The sequence below is a fragment of the Leclercia sp. W17 genome (assembly GCF_003336325.1).
GTDB lineage: Bacteria > Pseudomonadota > Gammaproteobacteria > Enterobacterales > Enterobacteriaceae > Enterobacter.
This window is the reverse complement of the sequence record NZ_CP031101.1, coordinates 1873998-1888513: the sequence shown is the minus strand read 5'-3', so window position 1 is coordinate 1888513 and position 14516 is coordinate 1873998. Positions and strand designations below refer to the sequence as shown.

The 14516-nt window shown below is 56.6% G+C and carries 12 protein-coding genes; 5 read left to right on the top strand and 7 right to left on the bottom strand.

Annotated elements, in window-relative coordinates; genetic code table 11:
* Positions 1-65: 65 nt before the first annotated feature.
* Positions 66-1244, top strand: coding sequence for a formate-dependent phosphoribosylglycinamide formyltransferase (gene purT / locus DVA44_RS09245; RefSeq protein ID WP_114386409.1), 1179 nt, complete (start codon positions 66-68; stop codon positions 1242-1244).
* Positions 1245-1349: 105 nt separating this feature from the next.
* On the opposite strand, the gene DVA44_RS09240 is transcribed toward purT, so the two are convergent.
* The 3 genes from DVA44_RS09240 to zwf all read right to left on the bottom strand — a co-directional run bounded on the left by DVA44_RS09240 (position 1350) and on the right by zwf (position 5551).
* Positions 1350-1991 carry a bifunctional 4-hydroxy-2-oxoglutarate aldolase/2-dehydro-3-deoxy-phosphogluconate aldolase gene (locus DVA44_RS09240; RefSeq protein ID WP_103822376.1) on the bottom strand — a complete coding sequence of 214 codons (642 nt, stop codon included), beginning with the start codon at positions 1989-1991 and terminating at the stop codon, positions 1350-1352.
* Positions 1992-2029: 38 nt separating this feature from the next.
* Positions 2030-3841, bottom strand: coding sequence for a phosphogluconate dehydratase (gene edd / locus DVA44_RS09235; protein WP_114386407.1), 1812 nt, complete (start codon positions 3839-3841; stop codon positions 2030-2032).
* 234 nt (positions 3842-4075) lie between these two features.
* Positions 4076-5551: a glucose-6-phosphate dehydrogenase gene (gene zwf, locus DVA44_RS09230; RefSeq protein ID WP_103180055.1), complete on the bottom strand. Its 1476-nt coding sequence runs from the start codon at positions 5549-5551 to the stop codon at positions 4076-4078.
* Between the two features lie 323 nt (positions 5552-5874).
* Between zwf and DVA44_RS09225 the strand changes: the two genes are divergently transcribed.
* Both DVA44_RS09225 and pyk read left to right on the top strand, forming a co-directional pair.
* On the top strand, positions 5875-6780 hold the full coding sequence (locus DVA44_RS09225) for a MurR/RpiR family transcriptional regulator (protein WP_103180056.1): 906 nt from the start codon (positions 5875-5877) through the stop codon (positions 6778-6780).
* A gap of 123 nt (positions 6781-6903) precedes the next feature.
* Entirely contained in the window at positions 6904-8346 is a 1443-nt protein-coding gene (gene pyk / locus DVA44_RS09220; protein ID WP_114314612.1) for a pyruvate kinase, read from the top strand.
* Between the two features lie 111 nt (positions 8347-8457).
* Here pyk and lpxM read toward each other — a convergent pair whose 3' ends face one another.
* From lpxM to znuA, 3 genes are all read right to left on the bottom strand, one after another.
* Positions 8458-9429 (bottom strand): lauroyl-Kdo(2)-lipid IV(A) myristoyltransferase, encoded by a 972-nt coding sequence (lpxM, locus tag DVA44_RS09215; RefSeq protein ID WP_114386405.1) that lies wholly within the window; start codon positions 9427-9429, stop codon positions 8458-8460.
* A gap of 116 nt (positions 9430-9545) precedes the next feature.
* Positions 9546-10868, bottom strand: a complete 1323-nt coding sequence (gene mepM / locus DVA44_RS09210) for a murein DD-endopeptidase MepM (RefSeq protein ID WP_114314610.1) — start codon at positions 10866-10868, stop codon at positions 9546-9548.
* Positions 10869-10883: 15 nt separating this feature from the next.
* Positions 10884-11828, bottom strand: a complete 945-nt coding sequence (znuA, locus tag DVA44_RS09205; RefSeq protein WP_139157123.1) for a zinc ABC transporter substrate-binding protein ZnuA — start codon at positions 11826-11828, stop codon at positions 10884-10886.
* Between the two features lie 77 nt (positions 11829-11905).
* Between znuA and znuC the strand changes: the two genes are divergently transcribed.
* On the top strand, positions 11906-12661 hold the full coding sequence (gene znuC, locus DVA44_RS09200; protein ID WP_103822382.1) for a zinc ABC transporter ATP-binding protein ZnuC: 756 nt from the start codon (positions 11906-11908) through the stop codon (positions 12659-12661).
* The gene (gene znuB, locus DVA44_RS09195; RefSeq protein ID WP_103822383.1) at positions 12658-13443 is read left to right on the top strand and encodes a zinc ABC transporter permease subunit ZnuB; all 786 of its coding nucleotides are present in this window, start codon (positions 12658-12660) and stop codon (positions 13441-13443) included. Before znuC ends, znuB begins: the two co-directional genes overlap by 4 nt.
* A gap of 58 nt (positions 13444-13501) precedes the next feature.
* On the opposite strand, the gene ruvB is transcribed toward znuB, so the two are convergent.
* Entirely contained in the window at positions 13502-14512 is a 1011-nt protein-coding gene (gene ruvB, locus DVA44_RS09190) for a Holliday junction branch migration DNA helicase RuvB (protein ID WP_103180062.1), read from the bottom strand.
* Positions 14513-14516 lie beyond the last annotated feature (4 nt).

The window sequence follows — 14516 nt, the reverse complement described above, 5'->3', positions numbered from 1 at the left end:
CGCAACACAAGACAGACGCAAACGTTTTCTTTTATACTGCGCGCAACTTTTTCAGGGGAATCATTATGACTCGTTTAGGAACTGCGCTGCGTCCGGCAGCAACGCGTGTGATGCTGCTGGGCTCAGGTGAGCTGGGTAAAGAGGTGGCTATTGAGTGCCAGCGTTTAGGTATCGAAGTGATCGCCGTCGACCGTTATGCCGATGCGCCAGCGATGCACGTTGCGCACCGTGCCCACGTCATTAATATGCTCGACGGTGACGCCCTTCGCGCCCTGATCAATGAAGAAAAACCGCACTTCGTGGTGCCGGAAATTGAAGCCATCGCCACCGATACCCTGCTGGCGCTGGAAGCCGAAGGCCAGCGCGTGGTGCCCTGCGCCCGCGCCGCAAAGCTGACCATGAACCGGGAAGGCATTCGTCGTCTGGCGGCGGAAGAGCTCTCCCTGCCCACCTCACGCTATCGTTTCGCCGACAGCAAAGATGATTTTTTGCAGGCCGTGGCTGAAATTGGCTACCCGTGCATCATTAAACCGGTAATGAGCTCCTCCGGTAAAGGACAGAGCTTTGTGCGCAGCGCCGAACAGCTGGACACGGCCTGGGATTACGCCCAGCAGGGTGGCCGCGCAGGCGCCGGACGCGTAATCGTCGAAGGCGTCGTGCAGTTTGATTTTGAGATCACCCTGCTGACCGTCAGCGCCGTTGATGGGGTCCACTTCTGCGAGCCGATTGGTCATCGCCAGGAAGATGGCGACTACCGTGAATCCTGGCAGCCGCAGCAGATGAGCCCGCTGGCCCGGGCGCGCGCCGAAGAGATCTCCCGTAAAGTGGTGCTGGCGCTGGGCGGCCATGGGCTGTTTGGCGTGGAGCTGTTCGTTTGCGGCGACGAAGTCATCTTCAGCGAGGTCTCCCCTCGCCCGCACGACACCGGTATGGTGACCTTAATTTCGCAGGATCTCTCCGAGTTTGCTCTGCACGTTCGCGCCTTCCTCGGCCTGCCGGTTGGCGGTGTGCGTCAGTACGGCCCGGCGGCCTCGGCGGTGATCCTGCCGCAGCTGACCAGCCAGAACGTCACCTTCGATAATGTCGATGCCGCGGTGGGCGCTGGCCTGCAGCTGCGTCTGTTTGGTAAGCCAGAAATTGACGGCTCGCGTCGCTTAGGTGTGGCGCTGGCGACGGGCGACAGCGTGGAAGAGGCCGTTGAGCGGGCGAAAAACGCGGCCGCCAGCGTGCAGGTAGCAGGATAAAAAAAACGGGCCGATTGGCCCGTTTTTGTATGGCATTTGACGTTTATCGTAGGCCGGGTAAGGCGAAGCCGCCACCCGGCAAAAAACGCGCACAATACCTGGATCTTACTGCTGCGCGCCTTCTACCGCTTCGCGCGCCAGCTTAGTGATGCGATCCCAGTCGCCCGCTTCCATGGCATCCGCCGGCACCAGCCAGGAGCCACCGATGCACAGCACGCTTTTCAGCGCCAGGTAGTCACGGTAGTTCGCCGGAGAGATACCGCCAGTTGGGCAGAAACGGACGTTCGCGAACGGACCTGCGATAGCCTGCAGCGCTTTGGTGCCGCCGTTCGCTTCCGCCGGGAAGAATTTGAACTCTTTCAGACCGTAGTCCATACCCAGCATCAGTTCAGACACGGTGCTGATGCCCGGGATTAGAGGAATGGAGCCTTCGGTTGCAGCTTTCAGCAGAGGCTCGGTCAGGCCCGGGCTGATGGCGAACTGCGCACCGGCTTCGGTAACTTCAGCCAGCTGCTGCGGGTTCAGTACGGTACCCGCACCGATGATCGCTTCCGGCACTTCTTTGGCGATGGCGCGAATAGCATCCATTGCACAGGCAGTACGCAGAGTGACTTCCAGTACGCGTACACCGCCCGCAACCAGCGCTTTCGCCATCGGGACTGCGTGTTCCAGCTTATTAATCACGATAACCGGCACTACCGGGCCAGTTTTCAGGATTGCTTCTGCACTTGTATTCCAGTTTTTCATCAGAGTTTTCTCTCGCCAGATCGATAATTCTTGTCGTCTTAAAACGTAATACAGGTCGCGCCCTGTTCTGCACCCGAGAGGTTCTCGCGTAACGCGCTGAACATTTCGCGTCCCGTTCCCACGCGCGATGCGCTCAGGTCAGGAATATGCGGCTTACGTGCGGCCAGGACCGCCTCATCCACCAGTAAGGTCAATTCGCCAGTCTGACCATTAACGCGGATGATGTCGCCATCGTACACTTTCGCCAGCAGTCCACCGTCGTAGGCTTCCGGGGTGACGTGGATGGCGGAAGGCACTTTACCCGATGCACCGGAGAGGCGTCCATCGGTAACTAATGCAATTTTGAAACGGCGGTCCAATAATACACCAAGTGGCGGCATTAGTTTATGTAATTCTGGCATTCCGTTCGCTTTTGGTCCCTGATGACGGACAACAACGACGCAATCTTTGTCCAGCAGACCAGCTTCAAATGCCGGCAGAACATCATGCTGGCTTTCGAAAACCACTGCCGGGGCTTCAATGATCTGGTTTTCCACCGGCACCGCGGAGGTTTTCATCACCGCACGGCCCAGGTTACCGGTCAGCACTTTGGTGCCGCCGTGGTGGGAGAAAGGCTTGTCGAAGGTGGCGATCACGCTGTCATCCAGCGAGGCCTGGGCCCCTTCACGCCAGTCCAGCTCACCCTCGTTCAGCCACGGCTCCAGGGTGTAACGCTGCAGGCCGAAACCGGCCACAGTGTTGACATCTTCATGCAGCAGGCCGCCCTTCAGCAGCTCGCGCATCAGCACCGGTACACCGCCCGCCGCCTGGAAGTGGTTGATATCGGCCGGACCATTCGGGTAAAGACGGGTCAACAGCGGAACCACTTCAGACAGATCGGAGAAATCATCCCAGTTGATCTGGATCCCGGCGGCACGCGCCATCGCCACCATATGCATGGTGTGGTTAGTGGAACCGCCCGTCGCCAGCAGGGCCACGATACCGTTCACCACCACTTTTTCATCCACCATTTTACCGAGCGGCATCCACTCGTTGCCGTTACCGGTCAGGCGGGTCACCTGACGGGCAGCGGCCGCGGTCAGCGCTTCGCGCAGCGGGGCATCCGGATGGACAAACGACGAGCCCGGCAGCTGCATCCCCATAAACTCCACCACCATCTGGTTAGTGTTGGCGGTGCCGTAGAAGGTACAGGTGCCCGGTGCATGGTAGGAGGCAGCCTCGGATTCCAGCAGCGCCATGCGGTCAACTTTGCCTTCGGCATAAAGCTGACGAATACGCACCTTCTCTTTATTGGCGAGGCCACTGGCCATTGGGCCTGACGGCACAAACAGCGCAGGCAGATGACCAAACGACAGCGCCGCCATGGTCAGGCCCGGAACAATCTTGTCGCACACGCCGAGGTAGAGCGCGCCGTCAAACATGTTATGCGACAGACCGACCGCCGTGGACATGGCGATCACTTCGCGGCTCAGCAGCGACAGCTCCATGCCATCCTGCCCCTGGGTCACGCCATCGCACATGGCGGGCACCCCGCCCGCCACCTGGCCTACCGCATTGGCCTGGTGCAACGCCTTGCGGATGATATCCGGGTAGGTCTCATAAGGCTGGTGCGCCGAGAGCATGTCGTTATAGGAGGTGATGATCGCGATATTGTTACGCAGCATACTTTTCAGCGAGGCTTTATCTTCTGGCTTACAGGCGGCAAAACCGTGCGCCAGGTTGCCGCAAGCCAGCTGCGATCGATGGACCGTGTCGGACTTCGCCTGCTGGATGCGCGCGAGGTAGGCAGAACGGGTCTGTTTCGAACGCTCAATAATGCGCTGTGTTACCCGTAACAAAATCGAATTCATAGAAGCTCCTGTCATTTATCTGTCCGCGCTCTGGAATTAACAAAGTGTTTAGCAGGCGATAACATCGCTGAAACGCTTGATTGCCGGAGCTCTGGGGCAAAATCGCTGCTGGCAGTGTAATAAAAAAAGCCCCGGGTGGAAATCCACCCGGGGCTTAAATGATTAAATATTGCACGCTGGCCTGAGCCAGATCATGTTACCGGTAAAATACCCCGTAGGGATTAGCGGTCAGCCTTACTCAAACTCGTTCCAGGAACGGCCATCACGGGTGATCATCGCCACCGAGGCAACCGGTCCCCAGGTGCCCGCCTGATAAGGTTTCGGTGCATCCTGATCCGCTGCCCACGCTTCGGTGATGGAGTCGACCCACTTCCACGCCTCTTCCACTTCGTCACGACGGACGAACAGCGCCTGGATACCGCGCATGGTTTCCAGCAGCAGACGTTCGTACGCATCCGCCAGATGGGTCTGGTTGAAGGTTTCGGAGTAGCTCAGATCCAGCTTGGTGGTCTGCAGGTTGTGTTTGTGGTCCAGGCCCGGCACTTTGTTCAGCACCTGAATGTCCACGCCCTCGTCCGGCTGCAGACGGATGGTCAGTTTGTTCTGCGGCAGCTCCTGCCAGGACTCTTTGAACAGGTTCAGCTCCGGATTTTTGAAATAGACAACCACTTCAGAGCATTTAGCGGGCAGACGTTTACCGGTACGCAGGTAGAACGGAACCCCCGCCCAGCGCCAGTCATCAATATCCACGCGGATCGCCACAAACGTCTCGGTGTTGCTGGATTTGTTCGCGCCCTCTTCTTCCAGGTAGCCTGGCACTTTTTTGCCCTGCGCAAATCCGGCGGTGTACTGGCCGCGTACCGTCTTCTCACGCACGTTGGAGCGGTCGATACGGCGCAGTGACTTCAATACTTTCACTTTCGCGTCGCGGATGCTGTCCGCGGTGAGATCCGACGGCGGAGACATGGCGATCATACAGAGCACCTGCAGGAGGTGGTTCTGGATCATGTCGCGCATCTGCCCGGCCTGGTCGAAGTAACCCCAGCGCCCTTCAATCCCGACCTCTTCTGCCACGGTGATCTCAACGTGATCGATGGTGCGGTTGTCCCAGTTATTCACAAACAGGGAGTTCGCAAAGCGCAGCGCCAGCAGGTTCAGCACCGTCTCTTTACCGAGGTAGTGGTCGATACGGTAAACCTGGCACTCTTCAAAGTATTCGCCGACCTGGTCGTTGATTTCGCGAGAGGTGGCAAGAGAGGTGCCCAGCGGTTTTTCCATCACCACGCGCGCAGGTTTGGCGTTGAGGTTCGCTTCACCCAGCCCTTTGCAGATGGCGCCGAAGGTGCTTGGCGGCATGGCAAAGTAGTTAATGGTGACGCGATTTTTTTGATCGAGCATTGCGCTCAGATTGGCAAATGCCGACGTGTCGTTAACGTCGAGGTTGCAGAAATCGAGACGTCCGCTCAGCTTGTCCCACAAACTTTCATCGATTTTCTCTTTCATGAAAGTTTCCAGGGCTTCGCGCACGACTTTGGTATACGCGTCTTTATCCCAGTCCGCACGGCCCACGCCCAGGATGCGGGTCTCCGGGTGGATTTGACCCGCTTTTTCCAGTTGATACAGGGAAGGCAGCAATTTACGGCGTGCAAGATCGCCTTTCGCGCCGAAAATGACCAGGTCACATGCCTGGGCTGTTTGCGTTACCGCCATGTCATTCTCCTCAGTTGGATATCCTGGTGCTTTTGCCAGAATATCGTTGTAATTTTATTACAATGCACTCTACTGCTTTTACGTCATTCCCGAAACCATTTGCGCTTATCCTCCCGTGCGATACGGCGATATTTCGCCCGGAGCGCGCAGCAGCGAAGGTAATGGCGATGAAACTGGTGAAACTTTGCTCAGTCAGGCTGTTGCTAAAATCCGACAGCGATCAAGTAATGAAAAAAAACAACAACATTTTTTCCATGGTTTGTCCTTTTCGGACTATCACAGGCGTATATTCTTGCTAATTCGAATCGCGATTTCACCCATTTATGAAATCGCTTCCACCGATGAGCGCTGTGTTAATAATGAACATGCTGGAAAAAATCCAGTTTCAACTGGAACACCTTAGCAAATCCGAGCGAAAAGTGGCTGAAGTAATTCTCGCCGCGCCCGCTCAGGCCATTCATTCCAGCATTGCCGCCCTGGCACAGGAGTCCGGGGTCAGTGAACCGACCGTCAATCGGTTCTGCCGCAGCATGGAGACGCGTGGATTCCCCGATTTTAAACTGCATCTGGCGCAAAGTCTGGCGAACGGTACCCCCTATGTGAACCGCAATGTCGATGAAGATGACAGCGTGGAAGCCTATACGGGCAAGATTTTCGAGTCGGCCATGGCGACGCTGGATCAGGTTCGCCAGTCGCTGGATATGACCTCGGTTAACCGCGCTGTCGATCTGCTGACCCAGGCGAAGAAAATTGCTTTCTTTGGCCTCGGTTCCTCCGCCGCTGTCGCTCACGATGCGATGAATAAATTTTTTCGCTTTAACGTCCCGGTTATCTATTCCGACGACATCGTGCTGCAACGCATGAGCTGTATGAATTGTAACGAAGATGACGTGGTGGTGCTGATATCGCATACTGGCCGCACCAAAAGTCTGGTCGAACTGGCCCAGCTGGCGCGTGAAAACGATGCCATGGTCATCGCCCTTACCTCCACCGGGACGCCGCTGGCGCGTGAAGCGACGCTGGCGATCACGCTCGACGTGCCGGAAGACACCGATATCTACATGCCGATGGTGTCCCGTCTGGCGCAGCTCACCGTCATCGATGTCCTGGCGACCGGTTTTACCCTGCGCCGCGGGGCGAAATTCAGAGATAACTTGAAGCGTGTCAAAGAAGCACTCAAGGAATCGCGTTTTGATAAAGAATTGTTCATCAAGGGTGACATTCCCTGATTTCAATTACAAAGTTGTTACTTTTTTCGGCATTCGGTAAGTTTGCTGTTGCTATTAAAGACGGACAACGTGCCGAATCATCGTTCACGCAACACCAGCTTGTTTTAGACAACGGAGTATTACATGTCCAGAAGGCTTCGCAGAACCAAGATCGTTACCACCTTAGGCCCGGCTACTGACCGCGATAATAACCTTGAGAAAATTATCGCCGCAGGTGCCAACGTCGTGCGTATGAACTTCTCTCACGGTACGCCAGAAGATCATAAATTACGTGCAGACAAGGTCCGTGAGATCGCGGCAAAACTGGGACGTCATGTCGCTATCCTCGGTGATCTGCAGGGTCCAAAAATCCGTGTCTCCACCTTCAAAGAAGGCAAAGTTTTCCTCAATATCGGGGATAAGTTCCTGCTGGATGCCAACCTGAGCAAAGGCGAAGGCGATAAAGAGAAAGTGGGCATCGACTACAAAGGCCTGCCTGCTGACGTGGTACCGGGCGATATCCTGCTGCTCGACGATGGTCGCGTTCAGCTGAAGGTGCTCGACGTTCAGGGCATGAAAGTCTTTACCGAAGTGACCGTTGGTGGCCCGCTCTCCAACAACAAAGGCATCAACAAGCTGGGCGGCGGTCTCTCTGCTGAAGCTCTGACCGAAAAAGACAAAGCCGACATCATCACCGCCGCGGATATCGGCGTGGATTATCTGGCCGTCTCCTTCCCGCGCTGTGGCGAAGATCTAAACTATGCCCGCCGTCTGGCGCGCGAGGCAGGCTGCGATGCCAAAATCGTGGCGAAAGTAGAACGTGCTGAAGCGGTCTGCAGCCAGGATGCGATGGACGATATCATCCTGGCGTCTGATGTGGTGATGGTTGCCCGCGGTGACCTGGGCGTTGAGATTGGCGACCCGGAACTGGTGGGGATCCAGAAAGCGCTGATCCGCCGTGCGCGTCAGCTTAACCGCTCCGTGATCACCGCAACCCAGATGATGGAGTCGATGATCACCAACCCGATGCCGACCCGTGCGGAAGTGATGGACGTGGCGAACGCCGTCCTCGACGGCACCGATGCGGTGATGCTTTCTGCGGAAACCGCTGCCGGTCAGTACCCGGCGGAGACCGTGGCCGCAATGGCGCGTGTCTGCCTGGGTGCAGAGAAGATCCCAAGCATCAACGTCTCTAAACACCGTCTGGACATTCAGTTCGACAACGTGGAAGAGGCGATTGCGATGTCCGCCATGTACGCGGCAAACCACCTGAAAGGCGTGACGGCGATCATCACCATGACCGAATCGGGCCGTACCGCGCTGATGACCTCCCGTATCAGCTCCGGTCTGCCGATCTTCGCCATGTCCCGTCATGAGCGCACCCTCAACCTGACCGCGCTCTATCGCGGCGTGACGCCGGTGTTCTTCGACAGCAATAACGACGGTGTGGCCGCGGCGAACGACGCCGTGAACCTGCTGCGCGACAAAGGCTATCTCGTCTCCGGGGATATCGTTATCGTCACCCAGGGCGATGTGATGAGCACCATCGGCTCGACCAACACCACCCGCGTGATGACCGTCGAATAATCCGACGGTTTCGCCGGGTGGCGCTGCGCTTACCCGGCCTACAGGTCCGTAGGCCCGTGCAAGCGCAGCGTCGCCGGGCAATAAAAAAATCCCCCGTTTCCGGGGGATTTTTTATTTCTTCGGATAGAGCTCTTTGCGCTTGTACGGCTCTTTCTCGCCCGGCTTGCGCGTCTTCAGCAGCTTCAGGATCCAGGTGTACTGCTCCGCGTGGGGCCCCACCAGAATTTCCACCTCTTCGTTCATCCGGCGTGCAATGGTGTTGTCGTCCGCCGTCAGCAGGTCATCCATCGGCGGGCGCACTTCAATCGTCAGTCGATGGGTTTTGCCGTCATAAATGGGGAAGAGCGGGATCACCCGTGCCCGGCATACCTTCATCAAGCGGCCAATGGCGGGTAACGTCGCTTTATAGGTGGCAAAGAAATCAACAAACTCGCTGTGTTCCGCACCGTGATCCTGATCCGGGAGATAGTATCCCCAGTAGCCCTGACGTACGGACTGAATAAACGGCTTAATCCCGTCGTTACGGGCATGCAGGCGTCCGCCGAAGCGACGACGCACGGTATTCCAGACATAATCAAAGACCTTATTTCCCTGATTGTGGAACATGGCCGCCATTTTTTGCCCCTGCGAGGCCATCAACATCGCCGGAATATCCACGCCCCAGCCGTGCGGCACCAGGAAGATCACCTTTTCGTCGTTGCGACGCATCTCTTCGATGATCTCCAGCCCTTTCCAGTCGACCCGGCTGGTCATTTTTTCCGGCCCGCGTAAGGCCAGCTCAGCCATCATCGCCATCGCCTGCGGCGCGGTCGTGAACATCTCATCAATGATGGCTTCGCGTTCTGCCTCGCTCTTCTCCGGGAAGCAGTAAAAAAGGTTTATCTGGGCGCGACGTCGGGCGCTTTTGCCCAGTTTGCCCGCCAGGCGCCCCACTTTGCCGAGCAGCGGATCGCGCATGGAGGGAGGCAGCATCGCAATACCTGCAAACGCATAGACACCCAGCCAGGCGCCCCAGAAGCGCGGATGACGAAATGATTTCTCAAATTCAGGAATGTATTCACTATTGTTCTTTTTGGTTTCCATGCTTTTTCCAGGGCGGGTGATGCTTTAAATAATGATGAGATAGTTTAGCGAGGCCATCTGCAACGCACAAAAGAAAAAGCCGGTGCAGGAGTGCACCGGCTTTTATCGCTGCTGAATTAATTCAGGGTCAGCTGCGGAATAACTTCTTTGACCTGTGCCAGATAATCGCTGCGGTCTTTACCGGTCAGCCCTTCGGTGCGCGGCAGCTTCGCCGTTAACGGGTTGACCGCCTGCTGGTTGATCCATACTTCATAGTGCAGATGCGGGCCGGTAGAACGTCCGGTATTGCCCGACAGCGCAATACGGTCGCCACGTTTGACTTTCTGGCCGGGCTTCACCAACAGCTTACGCAGGTGCATATAACGCGTGGTGTAGGTGCGCCCGTGACGTATGGCGACATAATAACCCGCCGCGCCACTGCGTTTTGCCATGACCACTTCGCCGTCACCGACTGCCAGAACAGGCGTACCCTGCGGCATGGCGAAATCCACCCCACGGTGCGGCGCAACACGGCCAGTGACCGGGTTCAGACGACGCGGGTTAAAGTTCGAAGAGACGCGGAACTGTTTCGAGGTCGGGAAGCGTAAAAAGCCTTTCGCCAGACCCGTACCGTTACGATCGTAGAATTTACCGTCTTCGGCGCGGATGGCGTAATAGTCTTTACCATCCGTGCGTAGACGGACGCCCAGCAGCTGGCTCTGTTCGCGCTTGCCGTCCAGCATTTCGCGGGACATCAGCACCGAAAACGAATCGCCTTTTTTCAGCTTACGGAAGTCCATCTGCCACTGCATGGCTTTGATCACCGAGCTGATTTCACCGCTGGTCAGCCCCGCATCACGGGCGCTGGCAACAAAACTACCGCCGCTTAAGGTGCCTTTGATGGCGCTGTTGACCCAGTCACCCTGCTGCATTTCGCTGCTCATCTTGAAACCGTTTTCAGTACGATCGTAAGTACGGGTTTCACGACGGGAGACTTCCCAGGTCAGGCGCTGCAAGTCACCGTTGTCGGTGAGGGTCCAGGAGAGCTGTTGACCGATTTTCAGGTTTCGCAGATCTTTATCAGACGCAGCAAGCTGGCTGATTTCACCCATTTCAATGCCGTACTGGTTCAGAACGCTGCTTAATGTATCGCCCGTTGACACGACATATTCGTGTACGCCCACTTCGGCTTCGGTTTTTTCATCAAGCTCATCCTGCGGAATAGCTTCTTCTTCCTGCGGGGCCTGGTCGATAGGTTCACTGGCTTCCGGCAGCAGGGAGCGAATTTCACTCTTTTCCAGCTCAATGGTTCTGATAACTGGCGCGGAATTTGGGTGGTAAATATAGGGCCGCCAGACGGCGACCGCTAAGGTGAGAACTGTAAGCGACCCCAGCATGACGCGGTGGGGCCGGGGCAGATTGTTAAATGCCAGGGCGACAGAGCGGGCTATCTGTTGCACGTAATCACTTCCTCGTTAATCTCCTTTCAGGCAGCTCGCATACTGGTTCGCCAGTTGGCTGAGGAACTGCGAATAGCTCGCTTTGCTCAACTGGATAGAGGTTCCCAGTGGATCAAGGGTGCCCATACGTACGGACGTTCCCCTTGCCACGGCTTCAACGACCGCTGGCCTGAACTGTGGCTCAGCAAAAACGCAGGTCGCTTTTTGCTCAACCAACTGTGTTCTGATTTCATGTAAACGCTGCGCACCAGGTTGAATTTCTGGATTCACGGTGAAGTGGCCAAGCGGCGTAAGACCGTAGTGTTTTTCGTAGTAGCCATAGGCATCATGAAAAACGAAATATCCCTTACCTTTCAATGGTGCGAGCTCGGTACCCACCTGCTTGTCGGTTGCGGCAAGTTGTGCCTCAAAATCCTTCAGGTTGGCGTCTAGTTTGGCTCGACTTTGCGGCATAAGTTCCACTAATTTTTCATGGATTGCAACCGCTGACAGCCGCGCTATTTCTGGTGAAAGCCAAAGGTGCATATTGTAGTCACCGTGATGGTGATGCTCGTCACCTTTTTCCTCTGCACCATGGCCATGATCATGGTCGTGATCGTCATCATCCGCCCCTTTCATGAGAAGCGGTTTCACACCTGCAAGGCCAGAGATGTTAACCTGTTTAGCGTCAGGCAACTGACTCGCTGACTTTTGCATGAAGGCTTCCATCTCCGGGCCAATCCATACAACTAAGTCCGCGTTTTGTAAACGTTTTACGTCCGATGGGCGCAGGGAGTAATCATGCTCTGACGCACCATCAGGCAATAAAACCTGGGTTTCTGTGACGCCATCTGCGATAGCGGAAGCGATAAAACCGAGCGGTTTAAGCGAAGCGACAACGGCGGCGTTAACATCTTGTACTGCGGTACCCCAAAGGGCGGCGGATAATCCAGCGAAAAGAAGCGTATTTTTCTGTAACATAATGCGACTAATCATCGTAATGAACATGTGGAATGTGATATTATAACATTCGATGACTTCTGCAAGCATAAATTGATATGACGACTTTGGTTTCTCTCGAAAATATTTCGGTTTCATTTGGTCAGCGCCGCGTCCTCTCTGACGTTTCGCTGGATCTGAAGCCTGGCAAAATTCTGACATTGCTCGGCCCCAACGGCGCGGGTAAATCAACGCTGGTGCGGGTTGTACTCGGCCTGGTAGCACCCGATGCAGGCCTGATCAAGCGTGACCGGCAGCTACGTATTGGCTATGTCCCTCAGAAACTGCATCTGGACGCCACGCTGCCGCTGACGGTCAGCCGTTTCTTGCGTCTGCGTCCCGATACGCGTAAAGAGGATATTCTTCCGGCGCTCAAGCGGGTGCAGGCCGGGCATCTTATCGACGCACCTCTGCAAAAGCTCTCCGGCGGCGAAACCCAGCGTGTGCTGCTGGCCCGCGCCCTGCTGAATAAGCCGCAGCTGCTGGTGCTCGACGAGCCGACTCAGGGTGTGGATGTCAACGGTCAGGTTGCCCTGTATGACCTCATCGATCAACTGCGTAAAGAGCTGGACTGCGCCGTGCTGATGGTGTCGCACGACCTGCATCTGGTTATGGCGAAAACGGACGAAGTGCTCTGTCTGAACCATCACATCTGTTGCTCCGGCACGCCGGAAGTGGTCTCCATGCATCCGGAGTTTATCTCGATGTTTGGTCCTCGCGGTGCCGAACAGCTGGGCATTTATCGCCACCATCACAACCACCGCCATGATTTGCAGGGACGCATTGTCCTTCGCCGGGGAAACGGTAACTCATGATTGAACTCTTACTGCCCGGCTGGCTGGCCGGGATGATGCTCGCCTGCGCGGCGGGTCCACTGGGCTCGTTTGTTGTCTGGCGCCGGATGTCCTACTTTGGCGATACGCTGGCGCATGCTTCCCTGCTGGGGGTGGCGTTTGGTTTGCTGCTGGATGTGAATCCATTCTACGCGGTGATTGTGGTGACGCTGCTGCTGGCCGCCGGTCTGGTCTGGCTGGAGAAGCGCCCGCATCTGGCGGTGGATACGCTGCTTGGGATCATGGCCCACAGCGCCCTGTCTCTGGGTCTGGTGGTGGTCAGCCTGATGTCCAATATTCGCGTGGATCTGATGGCCTATCTGTTTGGCGATCTGCTGGCGGTGACGCCTGACGATCTGATCGCCATTGCCATCGGGGTGGTAATTGTCCTCGCAATCCTGCTGTGGCAGTGGCGTAACCTGCTGGCGATGACCATCAGCCCGGATTTAGCCTTTGTAGATGGCGTGAAACTCCAGCGCGTGAAACTGCTGCTGATGCTGGTCACTGCCCTGACCATTGGCGTGGCGATGAAGTTTGTCGGGGCGCTGATCATCACTTCGCTGCTGATTATCCCAGCCGCCACCGCACGTCGTTTTGCCCGTACGCCGGAACAGATGGCCGGTGTGGCCGTGGGGGTGGGGATGATTGCCGTGACCGGCGGACTGACCTTCTCGGCGTTTTACGACACCCCTGCCGGACCGTCGGTGGTGCTGTGCGCGGCAATGCTGTTTATCTTCAGCATGATGAAGAAACCGGCCAGCTAAGGTCATTAATTGCCCGGTGGCGCTACGCTTACCGGGCCTACTTAAAACCAACCGCCAGTTACGGCATCTCCGGCGGCGTAATGCCAAAGTGATCCCAGGCCCGCACCGTCGCCATGCGCCCGCGCGGCGTACGCTGCAAAAAGCCCTGCTGGATCAGATAGGGCTCCAGCACATCTTCAATCGTCTCACGCTCTTCGCCAATCGCTGCCGCCAGGTTATCCAGCCCGACCGGCCCGCCAAAGAATTTATCCAGCACCGCCAGCAGCAGCTTGCGGTCCATATAGTCAAATCCTTCGGCATCGACATTAAGCATATCCAGCGCCTGGGCGGCGATCTCATGCGAAATAGTGCCGTCGTGCTTCACCTCGGCAAAATCACGCACCCTGCGCAGCAGCCGGTTGGCAATACGTGGCGTCCCGCGGGAACGCTTCGCCACTTCAAAGGCCCCCTCTTCGCTCATATCCAACCCCATAAAGCGCGCGCTGCGGCTGACGATATGCTGGAGATCGGGCACCTGATAAAACTCAAGACGCTGCACAATGCCGAAACGATCGCGCAGCGGTGAGGTTAACGACCCCGCGCGGGTGGTGGCGCCAATCAGCGTGAAAGGCGGCAGATCAATTTTAATCGAACGCGCTGCCGGACCTTCGCCAATCATGATATCCAGCTGGTAATCTTCCATCGCCGGATAGAGCACCTCTTCCACCACCGGTGACAGGCGGTGGATCTCATCGATAAACAGCACGTCGTGGGGTTCAAGGTTGGTCAGCATCGCCGCCAGATCCCCTGCCTTTTCCAGCACCGGGCCGGAGGTGGTGCGCAGGTTCACGCCCATCTCATTGGCGACGATATTTGCGAGGGTCGTTTTCCCGAGCCCCGGCGGGCCGAAAATCAACAGGTGATCGAGGGCATCGCCACGAAGTTTCGCCGCCTGGATAAAGATCTCCATCTGCGAACGCACCTGCGGCTGGCCAATATACTCATCAAGCAGTTTCGGGCGGATCGCCCTGTCCACCAGATCTTCTGTCTGAACACTGCCTGCCGAGACCAGACGGTCTGCTTCAATCATCCTT

What these genes read in the sequence shown, in the direction of transcription:
- purT (WP_114386409.1), top strand. Translation starts at nt 66, where the DNA reads ATGACTCGTTTAGGAACTGCGCTGCGTCCGGCAGCAACGCGTGTGATG.
- DVA44_RS09240 (WP_103822376.1), bottom strand. Translation starts at nt 1,991, where the DNA reads ATGAAAAACTGGAATACAAGTGCAGAAGCAATCCTGAAAACTGGCCCG.
- edd (WP_114386407.1), bottom strand. Translation starts at nt 3,841, where the DNA reads ATGAATTCGATTTTGTTACGGGTAACACAGCGCATTATTGAGCGTTCG.
- zwf (WP_103180055.1), bottom strand. Translation starts at nt 5,551, where the DNA reads ATGGCGGTAACGCAAACAGCCCAGGCATGTGACCTGGTCATTTTCGGC.
- DVA44_RS09225 (WP_103180056.1), top strand. Translation starts at nt 5,875, where the DNA reads ATGAAATCGCTTCCACCGATGAGCGCTGTGTTAATAATGAACATGCTG.
- pyk (WP_114314612.1), top strand. Translation starts at nt 6,904, where the DNA reads ATGTCCAGAAGGCTTCGCAGAACCAAGATCGTTACCACCTTAGGCCCG.
- lpxM (WP_114386405.1), bottom strand. Translation starts at nt 9,429, where the DNA reads ATGGAAACCAAAAAGAACAATAGTGAATACATTCCTGAATTTGAGAAA.
- znuA (WP_139157123.1), bottom strand. Translation starts at nt 11,828, where the DNA reads ATGTTACAGAAAAATACGCTTCTTTTCGCTGGATTATCCGCCGCCCTT.
- znuC (WP_103822382.1), top strand. Translation starts at nt 11,906, where the DNA reads ATGACGACTTTGGTTTCTCTCGAAAATATTTCGGTTTCATTTGGTCAG.
- znuB (WP_103822383.1), top strand. Translation starts at nt 12,658, where the DNA reads ATGATTGAACTCTTACTGCCCGGCTGGCTGGCCGGGATGATGCTCGCC.
- ruvB (WP_103180062.1), bottom strand. Translation starts at nt 14,512, where the DNA reads ATGATTGAAGCAGACCGTCTGGTCTCGGCAGGCAGTGTTCAGACAGAA.